At 65.1% G+C, this 25,789-nt stretch carries 25 protein-coding genes and 1 tRNA gene; 10 read left to right on the forward strand and 16 right to left on the reverse strand.

Annotation, left to right across the window (positions count from 1 at the left end; all coding sequences use genetic code 11):
* Positions 1–18: 18 nt before the first annotated feature.
* Positions 19–846, forward strand: a complete 828-nt coding sequence (locus tag ASD80_RS14735) for an ion channel (protein ID WP_056234258.1) — start codon at positions 19–21, stop codon at positions 844–846.
* Between the two features lie 4 nt (positions 847–850).
* Here ASD80_RS14735 and ASD80_RS14740 read toward each other — a convergent pair whose 3' ends face one another.
* The 4 genes from ASD80_RS14740 to ASD80_RS14755 are packed head-to-tail and all read right to left on the reverse strand — an operon-like array spanning position 851 to position 5,832.
* Positions 851–3,550 carry a sensor histidine kinase gene (locus ASD80_RS14740; protein ID WP_056234261.1) on the reverse strand — a complete coding sequence of 900 codons (2,700 nt, stop codon included), beginning with the start codon at positions 3,548–3,550 and terminating at the stop codon, positions 851–853.
* Positions 3,550–3,786 carry a hypothetical protein gene (locus ASD80_RS14745; RefSeq protein ID WP_156460474.1) on the reverse strand — a complete coding sequence of 79 codons (237 nt, stop codon included), beginning with the start codon at positions 3,784–3,786 and terminating at the stop codon, positions 3,550–3,552. Before ASD80_RS14745 ends, ASD80_RS14740 begins: the two co-directional genes overlap by 1 nt.
* A complete protein-coding gene (locus ASD80_RS14750; RefSeq protein WP_056234267.1) occupies positions 3,770–4,153 on the reverse strand; it encodes a response regulator transcription factor in 384 nt (127 codons plus the stop codon). The genes ASD80_RS14745 and ASD80_RS14750 overlap by 17 nt, the downstream gene beginning before the upstream one ends.
* Positions 4,154–4,209: 56 nt before the next feature.
* Positions 4,210–5,832 carry a helix-turn-helix domain-containing protein gene (locus ASD80_RS14755; RefSeq protein WP_056234269.1) on the reverse strand — a complete coding sequence of 541 codons (1,623 nt, stop codon included), beginning with the start codon at positions 5,830–5,832 and terminating at the stop codon, positions 4,210–4,212.
* Between the two features lie 177 nt (positions 5,833–6,009).
* On the opposite strand from ASD80_RS14755, the gene ASD80_RS14760 reads away from it, so the two are divergent.
* From ASD80_RS14760 to ASD80_RS14780, 5 genes are all read left to right on the forward strand, one after another.
* The gene (locus ASD80_RS14760) at positions 6,010–7,365 is read left to right on the forward strand and encodes a substrate-binding protein (RefSeq protein ID WP_056234270.1); all 1,356 of its coding nucleotides are present in this window, start codon (positions 6,010–6,012) and stop codon (positions 7,363–7,365) included.
* Positions 7,366–7,436: 71 nt separating this feature from the next.
* Positions 7,437–8,465: a branched-chain amino acid ABC transporter permease gene (locus ASD80_RS14765; protein WP_056234274.1), complete on the forward strand. Its 1,029-nt coding sequence runs from the start codon at positions 7,437–7,439 to the stop codon at positions 8,463–8,465.
* Positions 8,466–8,468: 3 nt separating this feature from the next.
* A complete protein-coding gene (locus tag ASD80_RS14770; RefSeq protein WP_056234277.1) occupies positions 8,469–9,614 on the forward strand; it encodes a branched-chain amino acid ABC transporter permease in 1,146 nt (381 codons plus the stop codon).
* A gap of 9 nt (positions 9,615–9,623) precedes the next feature.
* Positions 9,624–10,394: an ABC transporter ATP-binding protein gene (locus tag ASD80_RS14775; protein WP_056234280.1), complete on the forward strand. Its 771-nt coding sequence runs from the start codon at positions 9,624–9,626 to the stop codon at positions 10,392–10,394.
* A gap of 29 nt (positions 10,395–10,423) precedes the next feature.
* Entirely contained in the window at positions 10,424–11,164 is a 741-nt protein-coding gene (locus tag ASD80_RS14780) for an ABC transporter ATP-binding protein (protein WP_056234488.1), read from the forward strand.
* A 243-nt stretch (positions 11,165–11,407) separates the two neighbouring features.
* Here ASD80_RS14780 and ASD80_RS14785 read toward each other — a convergent pair whose 3' ends face one another.
* The 5 genes from ASD80_RS14785 to ASD80_RS14800 all read right to left on the reverse strand — a co-directional run bounded on the left by ASD80_RS14785 (position 11,408) and on the right by ASD80_RS14800 (position 14,472).
* Positions 11,408–12,166, reverse strand: a complete 759-nt coding sequence (locus ASD80_RS14785) for a LamB/YcsF family protein (RefSeq protein WP_056234281.1) — start codon at positions 12,164–12,166, stop codon at positions 11,408–11,410.
* Entirely contained in the window at positions 12,163–13,056 is an 894-nt protein-coding gene (locus ASD80_RS14790) for a biotin-dependent carboxyltransferase family protein (protein ID WP_056234285.1), read from the reverse strand. Before ASD80_RS14790 ends, ASD80_RS14785 begins: the two co-directional genes overlap by 4 nt.
* Positions 13,053–13,721, reverse strand: coding sequence for a 5-oxoprolinase subunit B family protein (locus ASD80_RS14795; protein ID WP_162247375.1), 669 nt, complete (start codon positions 13,719–13,721; stop codon positions 13,053–13,055). The genes ASD80_RS14790 and ASD80_RS14795 overlap by 4 nt, the downstream gene beginning before the upstream one ends.
* 221 nt (positions 13,722–13,942) lie before the next feature.
* On the reverse strand, positions 13,943–14,119 hold the full coding sequence (locus tag ASD80_RS18800; protein ID WP_156460475.1) for a hypothetical protein: 177 nt from the start codon (positions 14,117–14,119) through the stop codon (positions 13,943–13,945).
* Positions 14,120–14,238: 119 nt separating this feature from the next.
* Complete coding sequence (locus tag ASD80_RS14800) at positions 14,239–14,472, reverse strand: hypothetical protein (RefSeq protein ID WP_056234287.1); 234 nt, start codon at positions 14,470–14,472, stop codon at positions 14,239–14,241.
* 148 nt (positions 14,473–14,620) lie between these two features.
* Here ASD80_RS14800 and ASD80_RS14805 point away from each other — a divergent pair, with 148 nt between their 5' ends.
* Positions 14,621–15,364 (forward strand): hypothetical protein, encoded by a 744-nt coding sequence (locus ASD80_RS14805; RefSeq protein WP_156460476.1) that lies wholly within the window; start codon positions 14,621–14,623, stop codon positions 15,362–15,364.
* Between the two features lie 85 nt (positions 15,365–15,449).
* Here the strand turns inward: ASD80_RS14805 and ASD80_RS14810 are convergent.
* The 3 genes from ASD80_RS14810 to ASD80_RS14820 all read right to left on the reverse strand — a co-directional run bounded on the left by ASD80_RS14810 (position 15,450) and on the right by ASD80_RS14820 (position 17,537).
* A tRNA-Ser gene (locus tag ASD80_RS14810) sits at positions 15,450–15,539 on the reverse strand.
* 136 nt (positions 15,540–15,675) lie between these two features.
* On the reverse strand, positions 15,676–16,647 hold the full coding sequence (locus ASD80_RS14815) for a quinone oxidoreductase family protein (RefSeq protein WP_056234293.1): 972 nt from the start codon (positions 16,645–16,647) through the stop codon (positions 15,676–15,678).
* Positions 16,644–17,537, reverse strand: a complete 894-nt coding sequence (locus ASD80_RS14820) for a TerC family protein (protein WP_082555323.1) — start codon at positions 17,535–17,537, stop codon at positions 16,644–16,646. The genes ASD80_RS14815 and ASD80_RS14820 overlap by 4 nt, the downstream gene beginning before the upstream one ends.
* A gap of 185 nt (positions 17,538–17,722) precedes the next feature.
* Here ASD80_RS14820 and ASD80_RS14825 point away from each other — a divergent pair, with 185 nt between their 5' ends.
* Genes ASD80_RS14825 through ASD80_RS14835 form a run of 3 tightly spaced genes read left to right on the forward strand, consistent with a single transcriptional unit; the run spans position 17,723 to position 19,793 of the window.
* Complete coding sequence (locus ASD80_RS14825) at positions 17,723–18,175, forward strand: YeeE/YedE family protein (protein ID WP_056234296.1); 453 nt, start codon at positions 17,723–17,725, stop codon at positions 18,173–18,175.
* Positions 18,175–18,645 (forward strand): DUF6691 family protein, encoded by a 471-nt coding sequence (locus tag ASD80_RS14830; protein WP_056234299.1) that lies wholly within the window; start codon positions 18,175–18,177, stop codon positions 18,643–18,645. The genes ASD80_RS14825 and ASD80_RS14830 overlap by 1 nt, the downstream gene beginning before the upstream one ends.
* The gene (locus tag ASD80_RS14835; RefSeq protein WP_056234301.1) at positions 18,642–19,793 is read left to right on the forward strand and encodes an FAD-dependent monooxygenase; all 1,152 of its coding nucleotides are present in this window, start codon (positions 18,642–18,644) and stop codon (positions 19,791–19,793) included. Before ASD80_RS14830 ends, ASD80_RS14835 begins: the two co-directional genes overlap by 4 nt.
* Before the next feature lie 203 nt (positions 19,794–19,996).
* Here the strand turns inward: ASD80_RS14835 and ASD80_RS14840 are convergent, their stop codons facing one another.
* From ASD80_RS14840 to ASD80_RS14855, 4 genes are all read right to left on the reverse strand, one after another.
* Positions 19,997–20,719, reverse strand: coding sequence for an invasion associated locus B family protein (locus tag ASD80_RS14840; protein WP_056234303.1), 723 nt, complete (start codon positions 20,717–20,719; stop codon positions 19,997–19,999).
* 145 nt (positions 20,720–20,864) lie between these two features.
* The gene (gene mfd, locus ASD80_RS14845; protein WP_056234306.1) at positions 20,865–24,350 is read right to left on the reverse strand and encodes a transcription-repair coupling factor; all 3,486 of its coding nucleotides are present in this window, start codon (positions 24,348–24,350) and stop codon (positions 20,865–20,867) included.
* The gene (locus ASD80_RS14850; RefSeq protein ID WP_082555325.1) at positions 24,347–24,625 is read right to left on the reverse strand and encodes a succinate dehydrogenase assembly factor 2; all 279 of its coding nucleotides are present in this window, start codon (positions 24,623–24,625) and stop codon (positions 24,347–24,349) included. Before ASD80_RS14850 ends, mfd begins: the two co-directional genes overlap by 4 nt.
* Positions 24,626–24,718: 93 nt before the next feature.
* Complete coding sequence (locus ASD80_RS14855; RefSeq protein WP_056234312.1) at positions 24,719–25,729, reverse strand: YeiH family protein; 1,011 nt, start codon at positions 25,727–25,729, stop codon at positions 24,719–24,721.
* Positions 25,730–25,789: the final 60 nt, after the last annotated feature.

Raw genomic sequence — 25,789 nt, forward strand, 5'->3', positions numbered from 1 at the left:
GGCTGGCAAGGCGAATATATGGGCAAGCAGCAGGACAAGCCGGTGAACGGCGACAAGGACGAGGACATCAGGGGCTTTGCCCGGCTGCGCTCCACCTTGCGGCTGCTCTATCACAGCCCGTCGCCCAGCGCGCAGCGCTTCCAGTTTGCCGTGCTGATCGTCGACCTGGCGATCATCGCCTTCTTCATCGCCACGCCGCTGCTGCGCAATGACGATTCGTTCCTGTGGATCGATTATTCCATCGCGGCCCTGCTGGCGGCCGATCTCGTCGCGCGGGCGCTGGCCTCCACCGATATCCTGCGCTGGCTGCGGCAGATGCCCGTCATTATCGACGTCTTCATCCTGGCGACGCTGCTGGCGCCGGCCTGGCTGATCAATCTGGGGTTCCTGCGTATCATGCGCCTGTGGACGCTGACACGCACCGGCACGTTCTGGCGGCCGTTGCGCAAACGCGGGCTCGATCGCTACCAGGAACCAGTCCAGGCGGTGATCAACCTGCTGGTCTTCCTCTTCGTGGTGACCGGCTTCGTCTATACGGCCTTCGCCAATCGGGGCGAACATGCCAGCATTGCCGGCTATGTCGATGCCCTCTATTTCACGGTCACCGCCGTCACCACGACCGGCTTCGGCGACATTGTGCTGCCGGGCACCTGGGGCAAGCTGGCTTCCATTGCCATCATGATAACGGGCATTTCATTGTTCGTGCGCCTGGCGCAGGCGATCTTCCGGCCCGCCAAGGTGCATTTCCCCTGCCCGCAATGCGGGCTGCAGAAGCACGACCCGGACGCCGTCCACTGCAAGGCCTGCGGGCACCTGCTCAACATTCCCGACGAGGGGCACCACTAGCCGGCTATTTCATCACCGCCAGCCTTATGCGGAAGCAGGCGCCGGGCAGCGGCCCCGGCACGAGGTCGAGTGCGCCGTTCATGCGGGCCACGATCTGCCGCGAGATGGCCAGCCCGAGGCCCGCTCCGCCCTGATCGGCCATGCCGCCCGGCCCGCGCCAGAACTTTTCGAAGATCAGCTTGCGCTCGCGCTTGGCGATGCCCGGCCCGTTATCGGCAATCTTGGCCACATAGCTGCCCGCCTTGATGGTGGACGTGATGCGGATGACCGGCTTGTCGGAGTCGTTGTATTTCACCGCATTGGAAATGAGGTTGATGAACACCTGGCACAGCCGATCCGCGTCGCCCTCCACCATGGTCGGCTGCGCCCGCTCGCCCAGTTCCACCTTCATGCCGCGCTGGCGCAACAGCGCCTCGCAGACCGCAAGGGCGCGGTCGAGCGCCGCCTCGGCGTCTATGGGCACGTTGTCCCAGGTCCGCTCGCCACGCTCCAATGCGCTGAGGTCTAGGATTTCGTCGAGCAGCTTGGTCAGGCGCAGGCTTTCCTGGTGGATGGTGGAGACGAAATGCTGGCGCTGGTCCACGTCGATATCGTCGCTATCGAGCAGGATTTCCGAGAAGGAGCGGATGGAGGTCATCGGCGTGCGCACTTCGTGGCTCACCTGGCTCAGGAATTCGTCCTTCTGGCTGTCGAGTTCGCGCAATTGCGCATTGGCATCCTCGAGTTGGCGCGCCGTGGAGCGCAGTTCGGCCGAGGTCTTTTCGAGCTGCTGGGAATATTCGATGACCTGCTGGGTCTCGTCGGCCATCTGCATCATTTCTTCCAGCGACACATCGCTGCCCGACACCACTTTCGACAGCATCACATGGGCCGAGGCGGCGCCGATGGAGCCGGCCAGCTCGCGCTCCAGCCGGCCGATGAATTCGGGCGAGGGCTCCAGCATGTCGGGGTCGACGCCGCTGTCGCGCGCCTCGGTTTCGAACAGGGCGGCGGCGCGTCGCTCCCCCAGCACGCGCTCGGCCACGAAGAACAGGTCATTGGCGGTGGCCGAGCCGCGCACGAAATTGCCGCGCGTCGCCTGCCCGCGCTTGAATACGTCGACGAAGACGCTGGCCTGGATGCGCTCCAGCGCCGACTGGGTAGTGAGCAGCGATCCCAGCGTCAGCGTCAGCACGTTGACCAGGAGGCTCCAGAAGGCCGCATGGGCCAGCGGGTCGATCCCGTCGAGCCCGAACATGGCCTCGGGGCGGAGCCAGGAAATGCCCCACGGCCCGCGGTCGAGCAGCATGGCCACCTGCGGCGATACCGATTCGAAGGACGGCAGGAAGCTGCACCACACCCAGAACACGAAGCCGGCGGCGATTGCCGCGGTCGCGGCCTTGAGCGAAGCGTCCCGCCAGAACAGGGCGGCTATGACGGCGGGAAAGAACTGGGCGATGGCGGTGAAGGAAATCAGCCCGATCGGCGCCAGCGCATCGGAATCGCGGGTGAAGAAGAAGTAGAAGAAACCCAGCGACAGGATCAGCACGATGGAGAAGCGCCGGGCGATCAGCAGCAGGCTGGTCACCCCCTGCCCGTCCCCGCTGCCCGCCGGGCTCAGGCGCAGGATCAGCGGCATGACGATGTGGTTGGACACCATGATCGACAGCGCGATGGATTCGAGGATGATCATCGAGGTCGCCGACGAGAAGCCGCCGATGAAGGCGAACATCGCCAATGCGTCCTGCCCGAAGGCCATGGGCAGGGTCAGCGCGAACATGTCGGGATTGGAGCCATCGGGCATGGTCGTCATCCCGAACACGGCGATGGGCAGGATGAACAGGCTCATCAGCAGCATATAGGCCGGGAAGGCCCAGCTCGCGACGCGCAGGTGGTTCTCGTCGGAATTTTCCACCACCGTCACCTGGAACTGGCGCGGCAGGCAGACGATGGCGGCGACCGACAAAGCCAGCGTGGTCAGCCAGCGCGAGTCGAAGGTATTGGTGGCGTCGACGACGACGCCGACCTCCGCGGCCTTGCTGAAAATATTCTCGAAGCCGCCGCCGACAAAGACCACGAATACGCCCACGGCCAGCAAAGCCGCCAGCTTCACCACCGCCTCGAAGGCGATGGCGGCCACCACGCCGTGATGCTGCTCCTTGGCGTCGACATGGCGCGTGCCGAACAGGATGGTGAACAGGGCCATGGCCGCCGCGACGCCGAACGCGAGCCCGACATCGTCGATCCCCTTGAGGCTGCCGCGCCCGAATTCGGAGGACCCGGCCACCGCCTGGATCGACGAGGTCACGGCCTTGAGCTGCAGGGCGATATAGGGCGCGATGCCGATGACGGCGATGCAGGTGATGAGGACCGCGAGCCGGTTGGACTTGCCGAAGCGCGAGGACAAGAGGTCGGCGACCGAGGTGAGCCGCTGGTTGTGACTGATGCGAACCAGCCGCCGCAGCAGGAACCACCAGCCGACGAAAACCAGCGTCGGTCCGAGATAGATGGTGAGGAATTCCAGCCCCGAACGCGCAGCATTGCCGACGGCACCATAGAAGGTCCAGCTCGTGCAATAGACGGAGATCGACAGCGTATAGACCGCCGGAGAATGCAGGAACGACTTGGTATTGACGCGCGCGCGGCGGTCACCAAAATAGGCCAGCACGAAGAGCAGGCCGACATAGCCCACTGCGGTCGCGATCACGAAGTCAGCGGACAGCATCAGCGCTCACCATCGCGCTTGTCGGCGTCGGAGCCCTCGGGCGGCAGAGCGTGCGTGAGCAGCGCCGTGCCGGCGATCAGCAGGGCCCAGACCGCGAACAGGTAGAACACGATCTGCGGTATGCCGAAATGCGCGATAGGCTGGTCGAACACAAAGACCAGCGGCGGCAGCATCAGCGCCGCGCCCAGCACGGTCAGCAGCAGCATGCCGCCGCGAAGCTTACGGCGTTCCGCCATTTTCGCCCAACAACTGACGGACTGCCTCTACGACTTCTGCATTGGCATAGGGCTTGGTGATGAAGACGTCGGCGCCGAACTCCTCGGCGATACGCCTGTCCTGCTGCTGGCCCTTGGCCGTGAGGATCAGCACCGGCAGCGTGTGGATTTCGGGGTCGGCCCGGATTTGCTTGAGCACTTCGAAGCCGCTGCGCTTGGGCAGCATGACGTCGAGCACCAGCACGCGCGGCCGCAGCCGCCGCGCGCCCTCGAGCGCCGCCTCGCCGTCGGTAACCGCGCTGATGGTCCAGCCCGCGCGCCGCAGAATGAAGTCGAGCGATTCGAGAATGCTCGGTTCGTCCTCGGCTATGAGTATGTCGACTGTCAAAATCCCCCCTGTGCACCCACGGTCTCCCCTCCGCGAGTATCGGCACTAAATCGCAATCAGGCCGGATCGCCAAGGTCCAAATCGGCGGGAAGCAGCGGCGCCCGGATTTCGGCGCGGCCACCGCCGGGCGACAGCGCCTCTTCCTGGCGGCTGGCGCAGTTGCGGCGCGTGCAGAGCCGGCAGCTCGGCCCCACCGGAATATCGGCCGACAAATCCAGCAGATCGAGGCCCGAGCCATAGATGGTGCGGTCGGCATGCAGCACGTCGCAGGCCAGCATCACCGAAGACATGGCGGGCTGCTCGCGGAAGGAGCCGGCCCGCCGCTGCACGGTGCGCGCCAGGAACAGGTAGCGCGACCCATCAGAGAAACGCGCCACCTGCCGCAGCATGGTGTCGGGCGTGCGGAAGGCGCCATAAATGGCCCAGAGCGGACAGGCATGGCCGCTATTGGGAAGCAGCAGGCCCGGCAGCGGAAAATGCTTGGTCAGCCTTCCGGCCGGGTCGGAGCGCAGGAAGCCGAAGGGTATGCCCTCCTCGCCCGGTCGGCGCAGCGTCATCAGGCGATGGGCCACCTGCTCGAAGCTGGCGTGGTAGACCTGCCGCAGGTGATCGATATCGTAGGAAGCCGCCTCGGCATCCTCCAGCACCCGCGAATAGGGGAAGACCATGGCGCCGGCCAGGTATGAGCCGATGGCGCGCGAGGCCAGCCGCCGGGCCGTCGGCGTCGACAGGGTCGCGCTTTCCAGCGTGCGGGTGATGGCATCGGCCGCGGCCAGTTCGCCATAGAGCCGGGCGAGCTGGAATTGCCGCGTCGCCAGGGTCGAGGCGCCCTGGAACCACATCACGCGCCGCAGCGCGTCGAACCGGTACTGGCCGGGAAATTCGGGGTCCGGCGGCGCGCCGCCCACCACCACCGAGATGTCGAACGCACTTGCCAGCAAGTCGGTCAGCGTGCCGATGCCGAAAGGCCCTGCCCGCTCGATCTCCTGCCGCAGCGCGCCGGCAACCCGTTCCAGCTCGGGAAAGTGATTGTTGTGCTCGATGATGAGATCATCGATTTCGCGCGCCGGAGAGACGCTGCGCCGGCTGCGGCTCGAGGTCTCGAACTGGCCGATCAGGTTGCGGGCCACATCCGACAGGGTGCGGGCCTCGCGGGCGATCGCCCCACGGAACCGGCGGCGCTCGGCATCGTCGAGATCGCTGACATCCTCGAGAATTTCCGCGCTGGAGCGCACCGCGGTAATGCCCGACAGGATCTGGTGCAGCAACTGGCTCAGCAGCGGGTCCGAGCGCAGCCGGTCGGCATAGGCGTCGGCATTGGCGATGGCGCCCGAATAGGCCCGATGCAGGCGCGCCAGGGCGGCGGCGCTGGCCGGGTATTGCGCCACCAGTTCGCGCCGCTCGTCGGGGCGGAATGGCAGCGACTCGACCATGGGGTCGGCGAAGGCCTCTTCGAGGTCCTGCAGCAGCTTCTGCTCGGCCCGGCCGGCCAGTTCATCGATGTCGATATCCAGTTGCGCGGCCACGCGGTTCAGCAAGGCGCCGCCGATATCGCGTTTGTTGTTCTCGATCAGGTTCAGATAGCTCGGCGAAATGCCGACCAGGCGCGCCAATGCCGCCTGGGAAATCTTGAGCGATTTCCGTCTGTTGCTGATGCGAAAGCCGATTGGTGCGCGCATGACGGAAGCCCCGAGTCAACGAATTAACAAATCTAACCCACAACAAGAACAACAATTTACAGAATATCGCTGCAATTACAATGGGCTATTGCCGTCATTTTCTTCCAATGGCCATAATTTGCGCGCGGTGAGCTGCTGGCCATGTATCAGTCGCCCCGTGCCAAAAGGAGGAAACCAATGACACTTTTGAAGCGTGGTCTGACTCGTCGCAGGGTTCTGCAGACCGGTATGGCCGGCATTATCGGCTCGGGCGTTGCGCCCCTGATGTTCACCAAGGGCGCCTGGGCGCAGGAATTCTGCAACAATCCCACCGGCGACACCGTGACGCTCGGCTTCGTCATGCCGCTCACCGGCGCCTATGCCGATGAGGGTGCCGACCAGCAGCGCGCCTTCCTGCTCGCTGTCGAGCATCTCAACGGCGAAGGCGATGGCGGTCTGCTGCCGACCTTCTCGTCCAAGGCTCTCAAGGGCAACGGCATCCTGGGCAAGAAGGTGGCCTACGTCACCGGCGACGACCAGACCAAGTCCGATGCCGGCCGTGACGCTGCCCGCCGCATGATCGAGCGCGATGGCGCCATCATGATCAGCGGTGCCTCGTCCTCGGGCGTGGCCATTGCCGAGCAGGCGCTGTGCCAGGAAATGGGCGTCATCTACATGGCGGGCCTGACCCACTCCAACGACACCACCGGCAAGGACAAGAAGCGCTACGGCTTCCGTCACTTCTTCAACGCCTACCAGTCGGGTACGGCCATCGCGCCGGTTCTGGGCGAAGCCTATGGCAAGGATCGCCGCGCCTACCACCTGACCTCGGACTATACTTGGGGCTGGACGCAGGAAGAATCGATCAAGAACGCCACCGAGGCCATGGGCTGGGAAACCGTCGCGGCCGTGCGTACGCCGGTTGGCGCCGGCGACTTCAGCCAGTACATCACGCCGGTCCTGAATTCGGGCGCCGACGTGCTGATCCTCAACCACTACGGCTTCGACGGCGTCAACTCGCTGACCCAGGCCGTGCAGTTCGGCCTGCGCGACCGCCAGGCCAACGGCAAGGACTTCCAGATCGTGCTGCCGCTCGTGTCCGACCTCATGGCGCAGGGCGCCGGCGAGGCCATCAAGGGCATCTACGGCACCGCCAACTGGGATTGGCAGCTTGACGATGCCGCCAGCGGCGCCTTCACCCGCTCGTTCGGCGCCAAGTATGGTCAGCCGCCGAGCCAGATCGCGCAGACGTCCTATGTGCAGGCCCTGCTCTATGCAGACGCGGTCGAACGCGCCGGCACCTTCTATCCGCCGGAAGTGATCAAGGCGCTGGAAGGCTTCGAGTTCGACGGCATGGGCAACGGCCAGACCCTGTATCGCGCCGAAGACCATCAGTGCCTCAAGGAAGTGCTTGTGGTTCAGGGCCGCGAAAACCCCTCGACCACCTTTGATGTGCTGCAGACCGTGCAGAAGGTGGGCCGTGATGTGGCCGACTATGACGCCTCGATCTTCGAGGGCGAACTGGGCCCCTACGACGCGGCTTTGTGCGCCTGATCGACCACTCGCACCGTATCCGGCCCGGCTGCCAAGGCAGCCGGGTTCCCTCGATTTAAGGAGCCGGGCGGATGGAAACCATCCTCGCGCAACTTTTGAACGGCCTCGACAAGGGCGGCGCCTATGCGCTGATCGCGCTCGGCCTCACCCTGGTTTTTGGCACGCTCGGCGTCGTCAATTTCGCCCACGGCGCCCTCTTCATGCTGGGGGCCTTCTGTGCCGTGGCCTTCCGCCAGTTCATCACCTACGAAACGGTGACGCTGGATCCCACGAAGCTGTCGCCCTGGGGCGCTCCGCTCGAAATCAAGACGCCCATGGCGCAGATCTGGTTCGGTGACTTCGGCGCCGTGCTGATCAACTGGTCGGTGCCGATCTCGATCCTGCTGGCCATTCCGGTCATGCTGGTCATCGGCATCGTCATGGAGCGCGGTCTCATCAAGCACTTCTACAAGCGCGCCCATATGGACCAAATCCTGGTCACCTTCGGCCTCGCCATCGTGCTGCAGGAAGTGGTGAAGGCCATTTTCGGGGCCAACCCGATTTCCCAGCCGATGCCGGTGGAACTGCGCGGCAGCGCCGATATCGGCGCCATGCTGGGCCTGACGCCAGGCATGGTCACCTATCCGATATGGCGGCTCATCTACTTCCTGTTCTCGGCCAGCATTATCGGGGCGGTCTTCGCCTTCCTGCGCCTGACCACCTTCGGCATGGTGGTGCGCGCCGGCATGGCGGATCGTGAAACGGTCGGCATCCTGGGGATCAATATCGACCGGCGCTTTACCATCATGTTCGGGCTGGCCGCCGTCGTCGCGGGGCTGGCGGGCGTGATGTACACGCCGCTCGTGCCCCCCAACTATCACCTGGGCATGGACTTCCTGGTTCTCAGCTTCGTGGTCGTCGTGGTCGGCGGCATGGGTTCGCTGCCGGGCGCGGTTGCCGCCGGGTTCCTGCTGGGCATCCTGCAATCCTTCGCATCCATGACCGAGATCAAGGCGATCATTCCGGGCATTGACCAGATCATCATCTACCTCGTTGCCGTCGTCATCCTGCTTGTGCGCCCGCGTGGGTTGCTGGGCCGCCGCGGCGTCATGGAGACCTGAGCCATGAACATCTTCTACCTGCCCCGGCGCGATGCCATCACCCTGGCCGTTTTCGCCCTTGTCGTGCTGACCATGCCGGTCTGGCTGGTGCCGTTCGGCGCCGCCTATCCCGGCCTGATGCAGAAGTTCGCCATCTTCGCCATCTTCGCGGTGGGCTATAACGTCCTCTTCGGCCTGACGGGCTATCTCAGCTTCGGTCACGCCGCCTTTCTGGGCGTCGGTTCCTATACCGCGGTCTGGACCTTCAAGCTGATGACCATGAACGTCATCCCGGCGATGATCTTCGCAGTCATCGTTTCGGGCCTGTTCGCGCTGGCCATCGGCTTTGTCAGCCTGCGGCGCTCGGGCATCTACTTTTCCATCCTGACGCTGGCCTTTGCCCAGATGTGCTACAATCTCGCCTATTCGGTGCTGACGCCGATCACCAATGGCGAGACGGCCCTGCAGCTCACCATGAACGACCCGCGCGTTCTTGACCTGATGTTTTCCGAGCGTGGCGCGGGCCTGCCCTCGCCGTCGCTGCTGGGACAGGGCATGTCGGGCATCGAGGCCTTCTATGTGGTGGCCGTGGTCCTGCTCATTGCCTTCTACATCGCCCAGAAGATTTTCGTATCGCCCTTCGGCATGATGCTGCGCGCCATCAAGTCCAACCAGACGCGCATGCACTATACCGGCTTCAACACCCGGCCCTATGCGCTGACGGCCTTTGTCATCTCCGGCATGTATGCGGGCCTCGCCGGCTCGCTGCTGGCGGCAACCGACCCGCTGGCCGGGGCCGAGCGCATGCAGTGGACGGCATCGGGCGAAGTGGTGCTGATGACCATTCTCGGCGGCGTGGGCACCTTGATCGGGCCGGTCATCGGGGCCTGGCTGATCAAGTATTTCGAAAACATCTTCTCCGGCTTCAACGATGCCATGCTGCATCACACCTTCTCCTGGCTGCCGCAGGGCGCACAGGATGTGGTTGTCGCCATAACGAGCAAGTTCGTCGGCGAGGGCTGGCAGCTTTCGCTCGGCCTCATCTTCGTCCTCGTCGTGGTCTTCCTGCCCGGTGGTGTCATGGAAGGCATAAGGCGCTTTTCCTCGCTCTTCCGAAACCGGCGCGAGCCTGGCCCGACCGGGGCCCTCAAGACCAGCCCCGCGGAATAGGAGAGCGTCATGTCGGAAACCAAAAGTAATGTCGTTCTGCATGTGGCCGACGTCCACAAGCGCTTCGGGGGGCTGCATGCCCTCGCCGATATCGATCTGCAGGTCGAGGAAGGCCAGACCCACGCCATCATCGGGCCGAACGGGGCCGGCAAGTCGACCCTGCTCAACGTGATCATCGGCAAGCTGGCGCCCAGCAGCGGCGCCGTCGTGTTCGACGGCAATGTTCTCACCGGCCGCAAGCCCTATGAGATCAACCAGATGGGCATCGCAAGGGTGTTCCAGACACCCGAGATTTTCACCGACCTCAGCGTGCTGCACAATGTGATGATACCCGCCCTCGCCCGCCGCGACGGCGCGTATAAATTCAACATATTGCGGGCGCTGGAGCGGGAAACCGCGATCCGCCAGGAAGCCGAGGCGATGCTCGAGGATGTGGGCATGCACAGCAGCCGCGACATGGCGGCCGGCAGCCTCAGCCGTGGCGACAAGCGCCGCATGGAACTGGCCATGTGCCTGATCCAGCATCCGCGCCTGCTGCTGCTGGATGAGCCGACCGCCGGCATGAGCCGCCACGACACCAACACCACGATCGAGCTGCTCAAAAAGATCAAGAGCCGCGGCATGACCAAGGTCATCATCGAGCACGACATGCATGTCGTGTTCTCTCTGGCCGACAAGATATCGGTGCTTGCCCAGGGCCGGATCATCGCCGACGGTACGCCCGACCAGGTGCGCGGCAACCCCAAAGTGCAGGAAGCCTATCTCGGGGGGGCCCATTGATGAGCGCCATCGCCATGGAGACCCAGATCATGTCGGACAGCCAGGCCGCCAGCGTCGAAACCACGCGGCCCTTCTTCTCGATCCGCGACATGCACGCCTATTACGGCGAGAGCTACATCGTGCAGGGTGTATCGCTCGACATCCGCCAGGGTGAAATCCTGGCTTTGCTCGGCCGCAACGGCGCCGGCAAGACGTCGACGCTGCGCACCATCGCCCGCACCGACAATCCGCAGATGCGGCAGGGCGAGATCTGGCTCGATGGCCAGGCCGTCCACCAGATGAAGTCCTATGAAGCGGCCCGCGCCGGCATCCAGCTGGTGCCCGAGGATCGCCGCATCATTTCGGGTCTCACCGTAGAAGAGAACATCGCCCTGGCCAAGGTGGCGCCCGGCAATGGCTGGAGCCTTGAGCAGATCTACGAAAGCTTCCCACGGCTGGCCGAACGCCGCAAGCAGGAGGGTGTGACCCTGTCGGGCGGCGAGCAGCAGATGCTGGCCATTGCCCGCGCTTTGGCCCGCAACCTCAAGCTGCTGCTGCTCGACGAGCCTTATGAAGGGCTGGCGCCGGTCATCGTTCACGAGATCGAGCGCATCCTGCATTCGATCAAGCCGCTGGGCATCACCACCATTATCGTCGAACAGAACGCCGTGGCCGCCCTCAAGCTGGCCGACCGCGCCGTCATCCTCGATACCGGCGAAGTCGCCTTCGCCGGGACCGCCAAGGAGGTTCTCGACAATACCGAACTTCGCCACGAATATCTGGCGATCTAGAGCTACCCTGGGCCTTTCGACCAAGGCATTCCGCCAATCTCACCTCTCCCTGAGAGGCCCAGGGTAAGTTTTGAGTACAATGGCCACGGGCCTTTGCTTAGTGGTTGGGGGGCACGCCCCTCACCCACTCACAATCGCTTCCCCCGGACTTGATCCGGGGGGTCTTCATCCGCTTGTGCCGCGTGGAGAGCGACCCGCGGATCAAGTCCGCGGGAAGCGCCGAGGGATGGGAGAGCCGGCGCCCTACTCCGCTATTTCCGGCACGTCGGCCCTGATGTCGATCCCCTCGGCCTCCAGCGCGTCGCGCAAATCCCGCGCCAGATCGACCGCGCCCGGCGTATCGCCATGCAGGCAGATCGATCGTGCCGTGGATTTGAGCACCGTGCCGTCGATGGCGACGATCTCGCCCGTCTTGGCCAAGCGCAGGCAGCGCGCAATCACCGCTTCGGCATCATGGATCACCGCGCCTTCCTGGGTGCGCGGCACCAGCAGGCCGTCGCCCGTATAGGCCCGGTCGGCATAGGCCTCGCGGATCAGCGGCATGCCCACGGCCTTGGCCGCCCGCACCTGCTCGCTATTGTCGAGCGCCAGCACCGCCATTTTCGGGTCCATGGCCTGGATGGTGGCGAAAATACCCACGGCAAAGGCCAGTTCCTCCGCCGTCTGGTTGGCCAGGGCACCATGCAGCTTCACATAGCTGAGCGGCACGCCGACCTCGTCGGCGATGAAGCGGATGAGGAAAAGCTGGCTGCGGATTTGCCCGAGCAACTGATCGAGCGGCATCACCACGCGAAAACGGCCGAACCGCTTGGGGTCGGCATAGCCCGGATGCGCCCCGGCCCGCACCCCGCGCGCCTTGCATGTCTTCAGGATATGTCGGATCGTCGGGGCGTCGCCGGCATGACCGCCACAGGCGATGGAGGCGCTCGAAACGATATCGAGCAGGTCCTCGTCGGTCCCCATGCCCTCGCCCAGATCGGCATTGAGATCGATCGACGTCATGGTCCGCGGCTCCGCAACAGCGCATGGGCATGTTCCACACTCACCGGCCGGAAGGCAACGGGCGTTCCTGGTCGCAATTGCGCGAAGCGGTCGAGATCGGCCGAGATGACCGTGGCGATGCGGGGATAGCCGCCGGTCGGCTGGTGGTCGCGCATCAGCACGATGGGCGTGCCATCGCCCAGGATCTGGATATCCCCCGGCACGATGGCGTCCGAGGCCAGCGACAGGATCGCCGCATCGGCCATGACGCCCCCCGCATCCTCCAACCGCACCCCCATGCGATCGAGCCGCGGCGAGACGACGAACTCGGCAGCGACAAAACGCTGGCGCTGCTCGGACGAGAACAGGTCCGCATGCAATCCCCAGGTCACACGGACCGGCCCGGCGCCGGCATCGGCCGGCTTCATCGCCGAAGCGGCCGCGCGAGCGCCCCCGCTCAGCGCGATCACATCCCCTGCCCGCAGCACCCGCCCATCGAGCCCGCCCAGCCGCGCCCGGCTGCTGGTGGCGATGCTGCCCATGACCGGCGCGATGCCGATATCGGCGTCAAAGCGCAGATAGCCGTAATTACCCCACCGGCCCGGCGTCACCGCCAGCACATCGCCCGCCGCCAGTGTCACCGCTCCCGGCCAGTCCAGCACCGCGCCGTTGTGCCTTATGACAAAATCGCCGCCGGCAAAGCCGACCCGGCATTGCCCGTGCGCCAACCTGATGTCCAGCCCGGCCATGGTGAATTCGATGCCGCCTGCGCCGCCCGCCCCGGCACGGGCATAGGCGCCCTCATCCATCGGCCCCGAGGCGCTGATGCCATGCCGCAGCATGCCGAAGCGTCCCTCATCCTGGATGCTGGTTAGCGGCCCGGCCCGCAGAATGGTCAGCGCGGCACTCACGACACCGCCTCAAAGGTCACGATATCGCCGGCGCCCAGCCGCGTCGGCGGCTCGGCGGCCGGATCGAAATTGCGGAAATCCGTATGCCCGATCACATGCCAGCCCGTCGGCATCTCCGTCGCCGCGATCGCTGTCTGCCCGGCCGCGAACAGCACGCTTCCGGCCGGCACCGTCGGGCGAACCGTCGTCAGTCGCGGCAGGCTCAGCGATTCGGGATGCAGCCCGCAATAGACGAAACCGGGCGCAAAGCCCGTCGCCAGCACCCGCAGCGGCGCGGCATTGTGCGCGGCAATGAAATCGGCGGCGGACAGACCCAGCAGCGCCGCGACCGCATCGAGGTCCGGCCCGTCAAATCGCGTGGCGATGGTCCAACGCGCCGTCGCCGGAGCCGCGTCGCCCAGCCCGAACAGCCGCAGCCGCAGCTCCCCGGCAATCGTCGCGAACGCCGAGGCCAGCGGGTCGTAGCGCAACAGCACCGAGACCAGGTTGGGCACGATCTCGACCACGCCCGCGATCGGCTTGCGATCCAGCGCCAACGCCAGCGCAATGGCGGCGCGGTTGGCCGCGTCGGTCAGCGCCGTGCCAAAACGCACCAGGAGAGCGCTATCGCCGAGCGGAACGATCGTCGGCGTGGGAAATGTCTGGGGGGCGGACGAGCCAGCCACGACGCAGCCTCCTCGGCCGGAACATGCGGCAAGTCCTGCTGGACCCGCCCGGATCAGTCAACCCGGTCCATAAGCGGCGGAACTCTGCCGCGCTCGGAAGACCGTTCGATAGCGCCGTTGCCCTCGGGCAGCGGCCGGATTTGACCTGCCGGGCATCCGGAGCGCTTTCAGAAAAAGTGGACACCACTTTTCGGTTCGAAAGCGCGACCACTGGAAACCCGTCAGTTGGGGTCTTTGCCGTCCTGTTCGATCACGGCATCGAAAAGCTCCCTGGCCTGCCCGACGCCGATCGCCTCGATGGCGACAGCGGCAATGGCAGCGAACAGCTCTGCGATTTCCTGGGGATCGGTGATTTCGGCGTCGTCGTCTTCGGCGTCGGCGTTGATCAGAGTGAACACAATAACGCGCCTCCAAGTTAGCCAATGGAGGCAGTGTGCGGCGATTCCCGTTACGGAATAAATAATGGAAATTGCGGGCTGCCCGGCCGGAGGGCAATTGCCAGAAAGGGCAGCCGCCCTTACTCTTCCGGCGCCGTATTTGCCTCTAACCAGGATTCTATGTCGTCGAGGCTTGCCGAAAACGGCTTGGGCACATTTCCGAAAAGGATATTGAAGCTCTCGTCACGAATGGCATGGCCGCCGGCATGTCCGAGCACCTTCATCTTCTCGTCGGTGAGAATGGTCAGCCCATAGCGCGCAGCAAAACGCTTGAGCCTGCGCATGCGCGATGCATCAAATTCCTTGCGGCTCACGGCAACCTCCCGACAATCGAGAGCGGTCTAGCGCCGATGCGGCTGCGCCACAAGCACATATGATCTGGCACCCATTGCATGCAGCAGAGCGCCTTTCCAAGATGCCGCCAATTCGATAGCATCACGCCTGAATATAGGGGGCATGAACATGCCAATAGCTGTCAAAGTCTTCGGGCTGCTTGCAGAGGATGCTTATAATCCCGGCAATCTTGGCTATCCCATCTTTGACAAGATACTTCCGCAGGGCGGCTGGAACGGGTTTCAGGCCGTCGCTTACATTCTGGGAAGCGGCGTCGTGGTCGCCTTCAGGGGGACGCAGCCCAAAAGTGCCGGCGGAAAGGGCGACCTGCTTGCCGATCTGGCGCTCGGTGCCGGCGCCAATTCGGACTATTTTTCGGCCGGGGAACGCTTCGTTGCCCTTGTGCAGGAGCGACGCAAAGTCGTTGCGGTCTGCGGGCACTCACTGGGCGGCGCCATTGCGCAGGTTGTCGGCAACCGCATGAACCTGCCTATCGTGACATTCAATGCGCCGGGCGTTGCCGTGCTGGCCTCGCGCAACATCGCGGCGGCGAGCAACGCAGGCACACAGATCAGGGTGACCGGCATGATCGCCAGCGCCGCTGTCTATCCCGGCCAGGCCATCCGCGACATGAAGGCAGCATTCCGGCCGGTCAGCGGCCTCAATATTCGCCTGGAAGCCGACCCGGTCAGCCAGGTCGGCATCCACTATGGCGAGATCAGGACAGTTCCCCAGACGTCGTTCGAAGGCCTCGAAAAAGGAAAATACATCGAGGCGGGCCTGGGCCCGGTCGACCGCCGCCTGGCAGCCCATGGCATCGATACGGTCAACAAGGTCCTGAAGGTGAGCGCCGTCGGCGCGGAAGTCATCTAAAGCAAGTCTGCCGAAAGTGGCCCCGGTTTCGGGAGACATGCGTAAAAGCAAAGAGCCAATGCACCGAGCGCAGCATCGGCGGCAGTGGCGGGTAGGGAGGGATTCGAACCCCCGGAAGGCTTTCACCTTCGCCGGTTTTCAAGACCGGAGCAATCAACCGCTCTGCCACCTACCCGTCGGGTCAGCCTTTAACCGCACCGGACCGGGCTGTCCAGAGTCGGCTGTCACGCCGTCGTGGTTCGAGGGTCGCTGCGCTCCCCGCCTCACCATGAGGGCCGCTGGAACACCTCGCCACGAGCAGCCCTCAAAGGCTAAGGCAGCAGCACCACCGAGCCCGTCGTTTCGCGCCCTTCCAGCGCGCGATGGGCATCGGCCGCATCGTCCAGCGCAAAGGTCCGGCCGATCTCCACCTTGATGGCGCCGTCCGCCACTGCGGCGAACAGCAGCCGTGCGCCCTCCAGCAGGTCGTCGCGATTGCCGAGATAATGGGCCGTGGTCGGTCGCGTCACATAGAGCGAGCCCTTGCGCGACAGCACGGTGATATCGGGGATGGTGACCACGCCCGAGGCGTTGCCGAAACTCACCATCAGCCCGCGCGGGCGCAAGCAATCGAGCGACTTGTCGAACGTCGCCTTGCCGACGCCGTCATAGACCACGTCGACACCCCGCCCTTCCGTCAGCTCACGCACGCGGGCGGCGAAGTCCTCTTTGGTGTAGTTGATGACGTGATCGCAGCCATGTGCCTTGGCCAGCGCCACCTTTTCGTCGCTGCCTGCCGTGCCGATGACCGTGGCGCCGAGCGCCTTGGCCCATTGCGTGGCGATGAGTCCGGTGCCGCCGGCCGCGGCCTGCCAAAGAATGGTTTCGCCCTTGGCGACGGGCCAGGTCTTGAACAATAGGTAGAACGCCGTCAGCCCCTTGAGCATGATGGCGGCGGCGGTGCGATCGTCGATGCCATCGGGCACCGGCACCACACGGTCGGCCGAAATCAGGCGCTCGGCGGCATAGGCGCCGACGGCACCCTGATAGGCCACGCGATCGCCCACCTTGAGCCCGTCGACGCCTTCGCCGAGAGCGGTAATCACCCCGGCGCCTTCATTGCCCGCCACGAAGGGCGTCTGTACCGGATAGAGTCCCGAGCGCTGATAGGTGTCGATGAAGTTGAGCCCGATCGCCGTCTGGCGCAGGGCGACCTGCCCCGGTCCCGGCGCGCCGAGCGTCCGGTCCTCCAGCGTCAGGACTTCCGGGCCACCGGTCTGGTGGACGATAACGGCGCGGCTCATTTCGGGCTCCTCGGCTTGCGCGGCGCCGATTTCGGCCGCGACTGGGCGCGGGCCGTCGGGCTGCTCTTGGCGCTCGGCTTCCTGCCGGCCACCGCGGCAACCCCGGCAGCGGCCGATACCGAGCCGGTGTCGCCGGTAAAGGGCGTCATTTTGGGCCGAGCCGCGCCCGCCTTGCTGCCCGCCTTGCGCTGCTTGGCGATGATGTTGATCGCTTCCACAAGCACCGAGAAGCCCATGGCGGCGTAGATATAGCCCTTGGGGATGTGGAAACCGAGGCCATCGGCCACCAGCGACACGCCGATCAGCAGCAGGAAGGCCAGAGCCAGCATCTTGGTGGTCGGGTGATCGGCGACGAATTTGGCGACCGGGCCGGACGCCACGAACATCACGCCGACCGCGACGATGACGGCGGCGATCATCACTTCGACATGCTCGGCCATGCCGACGGCGGTGACGATGGAGTCGATGGAAAACACCATGTCGATGACGATGATCTGCGCGATAATGGCGGAAAAGACCGCCGAGGCGCCGGCCTTGAGATCGGCCTCATGCGGCTCCTCGATGGCGGCGTGCATTTCATGGGTCGCCTTGTAGACGAGGAACACGCCGCCCGCGATCAGGATCAGGTCCTTCCACGACAGGTCCAGCCCGAAGGCGGAAATGGCCGGCTGGGTGAGGCTGATGATCCAGGAGATGACCAGCAGCAGCAGGATGCGGAAGATCAGCGCCAGCGCCAGGCCAAGCTGGCGGGCGCGGTCCGCCTGCTCCTTGGGCAGCCGCGATACCAGCACCGAAATGAAGACGATGTTGTCGATGCCCAGCACGATTTCCATCACCGTGAGGGTACCGAAGGCGATCCAGGCATTCGGATCGGCCAATAGCTCAAGCATTGTCGGCTCCATTTCGAGTCACATATGTAGCCCTATCTTAGCCGAGCTTGGCGCGCAGGAAAGGCCGATTGGCAGAGTTTTCCGCGCCGCGCACCTCTGGCGGCACAAAGTCGCTGTTCCGGCGCTGGCCCCGATGTGGCGGCGGGTGCTAGCCTTGGCGCCAGTCTGTTTTCGCGAGTGACCCAATGGAATCGTTCACGCCGCTGACCGCCTCGCTTGGCGGCGCCCTTATCGGCCTTGCCGCCGCAGTGCTGTGGCTGGGCAATGGCCGTATCGCCGGCATATCCGGCATTTTCGGGCAGCTCCTGCCGCCGGCGCAGACCGTGGTCTGGCGGGTGGTGTTCCTCGTGGCGCTGGTGGCCGCGGCCTTTGCGACGGCAAAGCTCTTTCCGGGGCTTGGCGTCGGCGGCGAGGCTCCCGCCCGGCTGGTCGAGGCGCCGGCCGCCTGGGGCGTGCCCACGCCGGTCTGGCTGGCCATAGCGGGTCTGCTCACCGGCATCGGCACCAAGATCGGCAATGGCTGCACCTCCGGGCACGGAGTCTGCGGGCTGGCGCGGCTGTCGTTGCGCTCGCTGGTGGCGGTGCTGGTGTTTTTCGGCGTCGCCATTGTCACCGTCGCCGTGACGGGGATCGTCTGATGGCCAATCTCAAGCTGCCCTATCTCGCCACCGCCGCGCTCAGCGGCTTGCTGTTCGGCGCCGGCCTCTACGTTTCGCAGATGGTCAATCCCTTCAAGGTGCTGCATTTCCTCGATTTCGGCGCCGTTCCCACTGGCGGCTGGGATCCGAGCCTCGCCTTCGTCATGGGCGCGGCGCTCATCGTCATGTTCATCGCCGTCCGCATCGGCAAGGGCCGCAACGCGCCGCTGTTCGACACCAGCTTTCACGAGCCCGAATATCGCAAGGTCGATCGCCGCCTGATCGGTGGCGCCGTGCTGTTCGGCATCGGCTGGGGCATGGCGGGCATCTGCCCCGGCCCGGCCATTTCGCTGATCGGCTTCCTGCCCGACAATCTCTGGATTTTCCTCATCGCCATGTTCGCCGGCTCGCTGGCCGGCAGCGTCATCATACCGAGCGGCCATGCCCGCCGGCTGGCGGACGCAAAATGAGCGGTTTCGACGCCGATGCCATCGTGGTGGGTGGGGGGCTTGCCGGGGTCGCCGCCGCCATTGCCGTGGCCAAGGCCGGACTCCAGACCATCCATCTGGCCCCCGCCGGTCCGCCCGATCGCCGCACCTCGGCGCTGATGGTGCCCAGCGTCGATTATCTGCGCAAAGCCGGCCTCATCGACGATCCGGCCGCTTTGGGCCATGCGCTCACGCAGATCCGCATCATCGATGCCACCAACCGCCTTATCCGCGCGCCCGAAACCCTGTTCGACGCCGCCGAGGCCGGCATGGCGGCCTTTGGCTGGAATTTTGCCAATCTGCGGCTGATGGAGCGCTTCCATGCCGCCGCGGCCGAGCTGCCCAATCTCGAAACCCGTAACGCCGGGGCTACCGAACTGTCGGGCGCCAGCATCACCCTCGCCGATGGCGCCCACCTCAGCGCACCGCTGATCGTGGGCGCCGACGGCAAGAAATCGCTGGTCCGCGCCGCCGCCGGCATCCAGGCGCGAGAAACTGCCTTCACCCAAGCGGCACTGGTCTGCGATCTCGATCTCGCCCGCCCCATCGGCGGGGCGTCCATCGAGTTCCACTATCCGCAGGGCCCGTTCACCCTGGTCCCCGCCGGCGCCAATCGCGCCAACCTGGTATGGATCGACGACCGCGCCGTGCTCGACGCCGCCAGGGCCGCCGGCCCCGAGGCGCTGATCGCCACCTTCCTCGAAAAATCGCAGCGTCTGTTCGGCGCCATCACGCTGGCGAGTCCCGCCTTCGTCTTCCCGCTCAGCACGCTCAGCGTCGACAGTGCCGGCGCCGATGGCGTGGTGCTGGTGGGCGAAGCCGCCCACGCCTTCCCGCCCATCGGCGCGCAGGGTCTCAATCTGGGTCTGCGCGATGTCGCCGACCTCGCCGCCGCGCTGGCGGCCATCGACCGCTCCACCCCCGGCTGGGCCAATCGCGTCAGCGCCGACTATGCCGCCCGCCGCGCCGCCGACCTCGCCCGCACCGGCGGCATGGTCGATACGCTGTTCCGCTCGCTGCTGGCCGACATGATCCCCGCCCAGGCCCTGCGAGCCGGCGGCCTATGGGCCCTGAAACTGGCACCGGGTTTGCGCCGGCAGGCTTTTGCCGTGGGCATGGGAAATCGGTGAGCCGTGCCACGCCCTCGTGGTTCGAGGGTCGTTGCGCTCCCGCCTCACCATGAGGGCTACTGGAACACCGCGCCAGAAGTAGCCCTCATGGTGAGGTGCGAGCCTTTCGCGAGCCTCGAACCACGAGGGCGTGGCACGATGCTGCCCCCAAACAAAAAGGGCGCCGTCTCCGGCGCCCTTTCCCAAATCCCGATACCGAACCCCTACTGGGCCGGCGTTTCAGCCGGAGCATCGGTGCCAGTGGCCGGTGCGGCGCTGCCGTCCAACTGGCGGCGCAGTTCTTCGGCGCGGTCCTGCAGCACCTGCTCCAGCGCGTTCTCGCCCGAGGTTTCCTGGCGGAATTCGTCGAAGGTCAGCGCGGCGTCGCCGTCATAGGCGGCGGTGAAGCCGGCCAGGGTGATTTCGATGGTCAAGTCCTGGTTCTGGCGGTTCTTGGCGGTGAGCTTGAGCGTGCCGCCCTTCTTGAGCGAGTTCACATACTGCTCGTTGATCACCAACTGGGTGGCGCAGGACGTCGGGTCGCACAGCATGTAGGGCACGCGGATCGGCTTGGCGCCGTCGATCTGCCAGGTCAGGCCGAACGGCAGCAGCACGCCGAGCGGCACGGCGGCAACGGCGAGCAGGCGGCTTTCCTGGCCCGGATCGTCGCGCAGCAGGAAGGAGCCGAGGAACTGGCCATTGGCCAGAACCACCTGGCGCATGATGCAGGCCTGCTGGCCATCGGGCAGCGGATCGCAGACCTTGAGCCAGTTCTGGCTGGCCGCCCCAGCGGCGGCGTCGGCGGGAGCGGGGGCAGCAGCATCCGGCGCGGGCGCCTCAGCGGCCGGGGCTTCGGCGGGCGTGGCGTCCTGGGCATAGGCTGACAGGGGGGACAGCATGAGCGCGGCCACCGCGAAACCGGCGACGAGGGGTTTCCTGATGTTCATAGAATTTCCTTGGCTTCTTTGGCGGTCCCGGTGACCTTGTGCCACCTTGAGAATTGAACTGCCCTTCAAGTGCTGAATTCGGGCAATAACATGACCGATACTGCTTGCCAAAGCATTATGGCAGGACAGGGTTGATGCACGCCGCTCAGGACGCATTTTCTGCCAGTTTTGCCAGGCGCGACAGGATTGCGGCCGCCCCCTTGAGGCGGTCATTGGGCGTCGGCCAGTTGCGCGCGAACACGAGTTTCTGATCGGGCTTGATGCGAACCTGGTTGGCCGGGTCGCTCACCAGCCGCACCAGCGCGCCCGGATTGGGGAATTCGTTGTTGCGCAACGAGATGACCGCGCCCTTGGGCCCGGCATCGACCTTTTCGACATTGGCCTGCCGGCACAGGGCCTTGACCAGGATCACCTTGAGCAAGGCTTCCACTTCTTCCGGCAGCGGCCCGAAGCGGTCGATCAATTCTGCGCCAGCAGCGTCGATATCCCTGATATCGGTCAGGTCGCCCAGCCGGCGATAGAGCTGCATGCGCAGTTGCAGGTCGGGCACATAATGCTCGGGGATCATCACCGGCATGCCCAGCGAGATTTGCGGGCTCCACTCGTTGCGATCCTCGTATTCCTCCTCGCCACTCTTGAGGTTGGCCACTGCCTCTTCCAGCATCGCCTGGTAAAGCTCGTAGCCCACTTCGCGGATATGGCCCGACTGCTCGTCGCCCAGCAGGTTCCCTGCCCCGCGAATATCGAGGTCATGGCTGGCGAGCTGGAACCCTGCCCCCAGGCTTTCCAGCGATTGCAGCACGCCCAGCCGCCTCTCCGCCGTGTCGGTCAATTTTCTGTCAGGCGGCACGGTGAACAGCGCATAGGCGCGCGCCTTGGCCCGGCCGATACGCCCGCGGATCTGATAAAGCTGCGCCAGCCCGAAATGATCGGCCCGATGCACGATCAGCGTATTGGCATTGGGAATATCGAGCCCCGATTCCACGATCGTCGTCGCCACCAGCACGTCGAACTTGTTGTCGTAGAAGGCGTTCATGATGTCGTCGAGTTCGCCCGGCGCCATCTGGCCATTGGCCACCACGAAGCTGACTTCAGGCACCTGCGCCTTGAGGAAGTCGGCAATCTCGTGCTGATCCTTGATGCGCGGCACCACATAAAAGCTCTGCCCGCCGCGATATTTTTCGCGCAGCAGTGCCTCGCGCACCGACAGCGCGTCGAAGGGCGAAATGAAGGTGCGGATGGCCAGCCGGTCCACCGGCGGCGTTGCCAGCAGGCTCAGGTCGCGCACCCCGGTCAGCGCCAGTTGCAGCGTGCGCGGAATCGGCGTCGCCGTCAGCGTCAGCACATGCACATTGGCCTTGAGCTCCTTGAGCCGCTCCTTGTGCCCCACGCCGAAATGCTGCTCTTCGTCGATGATCAGCAGGCCCAGATCCTTGAATTTGATCGTCTTGCTCAGCAGCGCATGCGTGCCGACCACGATATCGACCTGCCCGTCGGCGAGCCCGTCCTTGGTCGCCTTGAGCTCGGCCGCCGGCACCATGCGCGAAGCCTGCCGCACCCGCACCGGCAGTCCGGCAAAGCGCTCGGCAAAGGTCTTGAAATGCTGCCGCGACAGCAAGGTCGTCGGCACGACGACAGCCACCTGCTTGCCCGACAGCGCCACGGCGAAAGCCGCGCGCAAAGCTACTTCGGTCTTGCCGAAGCCCACATCGCCGCAGACCAGCCGGTCCATGACGCGGCCCGAAGTCACATCGTCGAACACCGCCTCGATGGCGGCCATCTGGTCCTCGGTTTCCTCATAGGGGAAGCGCGCCGCGAATTCGTCATAGGCGCCCGGATTGATCTCGACCACGTCCGCCCGCGTGAGCAGCCGCGCCGCCGCGATCTTGATGAGCTGCTCCGCCATTTCGCGGATGCGCTTCTTGAGCTTGCCCTTCTTGGCCTGCCAGGCGACGCCGCCCAGCTTATCCAGGGTCACATTGCCGTCATCGCTGCCATAGCGGGTCAGCAGCTCGATATTTTCCACCGGCAGGTAGAGCTTGGTGTCGCCGCCATATTCCAGCTCGACGCATTCATGCGGCGCCCCGCCAGCCTCGATCACCTTGAGCCCGATGAAGCGGCCGATACCGTGATCGACATGCACGACGAGATCGCCGGCCGAAAGGCTCGCCGCCTCGGTCAGCGCATCGGACGCCTTCTTCTTGCGCTGCGGCCTGAGAATCCGTTCGCCGAGAATATCCTGCTCGCTGAGCACCAGCAGGTCCTTGGTCTCGAACCCGGTCTCCAGCGGCAAAACCACCAGCGAGGTGGTCGCGGCGCTCGTCGTCTCGGCATCGCGCCAGTTTTCCGCCAGCCTGGGGTTGGTCAGGCCGTGGTCCTTGAGCACCTGCACCATGCGGTCTCGCGTGCCGGTGCTCCAGCAGGCGATCACGGCCCGCCTACCCTCGCGGCGTTCGGCCAGCAGCCGGTCCACCACGGCTTGAAACAGGTTGGTGTCGGCCGCCTGCCGCTCGGCGGCAAAGCTGGGCGCGATATGCCCGCCCGCATCGTCGCTCGCCTTGGTGCCCGGCGCCATGAACTGGCTGAGTTGCACCACTGACGCCCCCGCCAGCGCATAGGGATGCGCATCCACGTCATAGAGCAGGTCCGGCTTGATCGGCTTGTAGGGCGCTCCCGAACCGGCCACCACCGGCAGCAGCCGCGCCGCCTCGCGCGCCTCGTAATAGTCACGCACCTGCGTCACCCGGTCGGCATAGGCCTCCACGGCCTGTTCATCGAAGACGAAGGGCGCATCCCCGACATAGTCGGCCAGCGTATCGAGATGTTCGTAGAAAAACGGCAGCCAGTGCTCGGTGCCCGAATAGCGCGAGCCGCCGCTGACCGAGGCATAGAGCGTGTCGTCGACGGTATTGCCGCCGAACGTTGCGGTATAATTCTGCCGGAAGCGCCGGATCGTCGTCTCCGTGAGTACCACCTCGCTCATCGGCGTCAGGTCGACGCGCTTGAGCTGGCCGGTGGTCCGCTGGCTGTCCGGATCGAAGGTGCGGATCGATTCGAGCTGGCTGCCGAAAAAGTCAAAGCGCAGGGGCGCCTCGGCGCTGGCCGGAAACAGGTCCACCAGCCCGCCACGCACCGCATATTCGCCACTCTCCCGCACCGTCGGCACGCGCAGATAGCCATTATTCGCCGCCCAGGCGATCAGCTTGTCGCTGTCGACAATCCGGCCCGTCGCGGCCGAAAAGCTCATGGTTTCCACCACGTCGCGCGGCGGCAGCTTCTGGATCAGCGCATTGACTGCAGTCAGCACCACGGCGCCCTTGGCGCCCGAGGTCAGCGCCGCCAGTGTGTTCATCCGCGCGGCAATGGTCACATTGTTGGGCGACACCCGGTCATAGGGCAGGCTGTCCCAGGCCGGCAGCGTCAATATGGTGTGCCCCGGCAGCATGGCGCCGAGAACGTCGGCCATGCGCTGCATGCGCCGCCCGTCGCGCGCCACGAATACCAGGCTCGCCGCATCCTCCGGTGCCGCCTCGATACGCTGCTGCACCAGCCGCGCCAGCACCAGGGGCTGCATGCCGTCGGGCACATTGGCAATGGTGCGCGTGGGGCGCTGGGAGACGATTTCGTTCATTTGGCCAGCCGGGCGGAATGATCGGCGATCACCTCGTCCAGGAATGCCCTGTCGACATGGGCAGGCGGCTCCGCCTGGCCCATCACCCAGGTCAGCAGCGGCGGGTCTTCCTCGCTCATCAGGGCTTCCAACCGGTCGAGCCGGGCCGCGTCCATGCCCTCGGTATGCGCGTCGGCATAGGGCCCCAGAATGAGGTCCATTTCCTTGGTGCCGCGGTGCCAGGCGCGGTAGCGCAGCTTCTTGCGGCGCATGGCAATGTCTTCACCGGCTGTCATTTGACGCGCCATGATCCTGAGTTTGTTCCCGATTTGGACATGTCTCTTACGCGGATTGCACCGGCTTGTCAGCCCTTAAGAAGCGGCCGGCAATCACGGACCGCCCAGTGCAAAAGCCGTCGCCACAGCCAGCAGGATGAGCGTGACCACCGAGAAAAACCCCGCCGCCAGCACCCGGCCGCCCGAGGCGACAACCGAGCGCAGATCGACCGAAAGGCCGAGCGCCGCCATGGACACCACAGTAAGATCGGCCGAAACCGTCTGCAACGCCGGCAACGCGGCCTCGGGCAAGAGCCCAGCCGACCGGACGCCGATCATGGCCAGGAACCCCACTACGAACCACGGCACCAGCATCGACAATGGCAGCGCATCGCCGCCCTTGCGCCCCTGAACCAGCCCGACAGCCAGTACGACGGGGCCGAGCATGAGCACGCGGATCAGCTTCACCAGCGTACCGATCTGGGTGCTCATGATTCCCACGGGCACCGTGGCGGCCAATACCTGCGGCACTGCATAGACGCTCAGGCCGGCAATGACGCCATATTGCCACTCGCTGATACCGAGCAAATGGAAACAGAGCGGCAGCAGCAGCACAATGACCACGCCAAGCGCCGCCGTGAAGGCGATGGAGGCGGCAACGTCCTCGGCCGGTGCCCGGATAACGGGCGCGGTCGCCATGATGGCCGAATTGCCGCAAATGGAATTGCCGCAGGCGACCAGCGTCGCCAGGCGCGTGTCGAGACCGAGCAGCCGTCCGATGGCATAGCTCAGCACCAAAGCCGTGGCCACGACAAGCACTATGGCGCCCACCATGACCGGCCCGATCTGCAACACCGCCCCGGCGCTGATCGTGCCGCCCAGCAGCACGATGGCGATTTCGAGAATGGTCTTGGACGCGAAATGCACCCCGGCGCGATAGCGCTCGGCAAGCCCGAAGCCAGTATGGAGGAGGATGCCGGCGACGATGGCGATCACCAGCCCGTCGAGCATCACCCAGCCCAACACCTGGTGCTGGACATGCTCGGCGGCCACGGACAGTGCGGCGACGCCAGCCGAAAGCAGCAAACCAGGAAAAGTTCGCCGAAATTGCGCCACGAAGGGCATCAAATTCTCCAATTCAGGTGAATGGGAGAATGAACCTTGCGTTCATTAGCCTCCATCGCA

The organism is Devosia sp. Root635 (assembly GCF_001427605.1).
GTDB lineage: Bacteria > Pseudomonadota > Alphaproteobacteria > Rhizobiales > Devosiaceae > Devosia.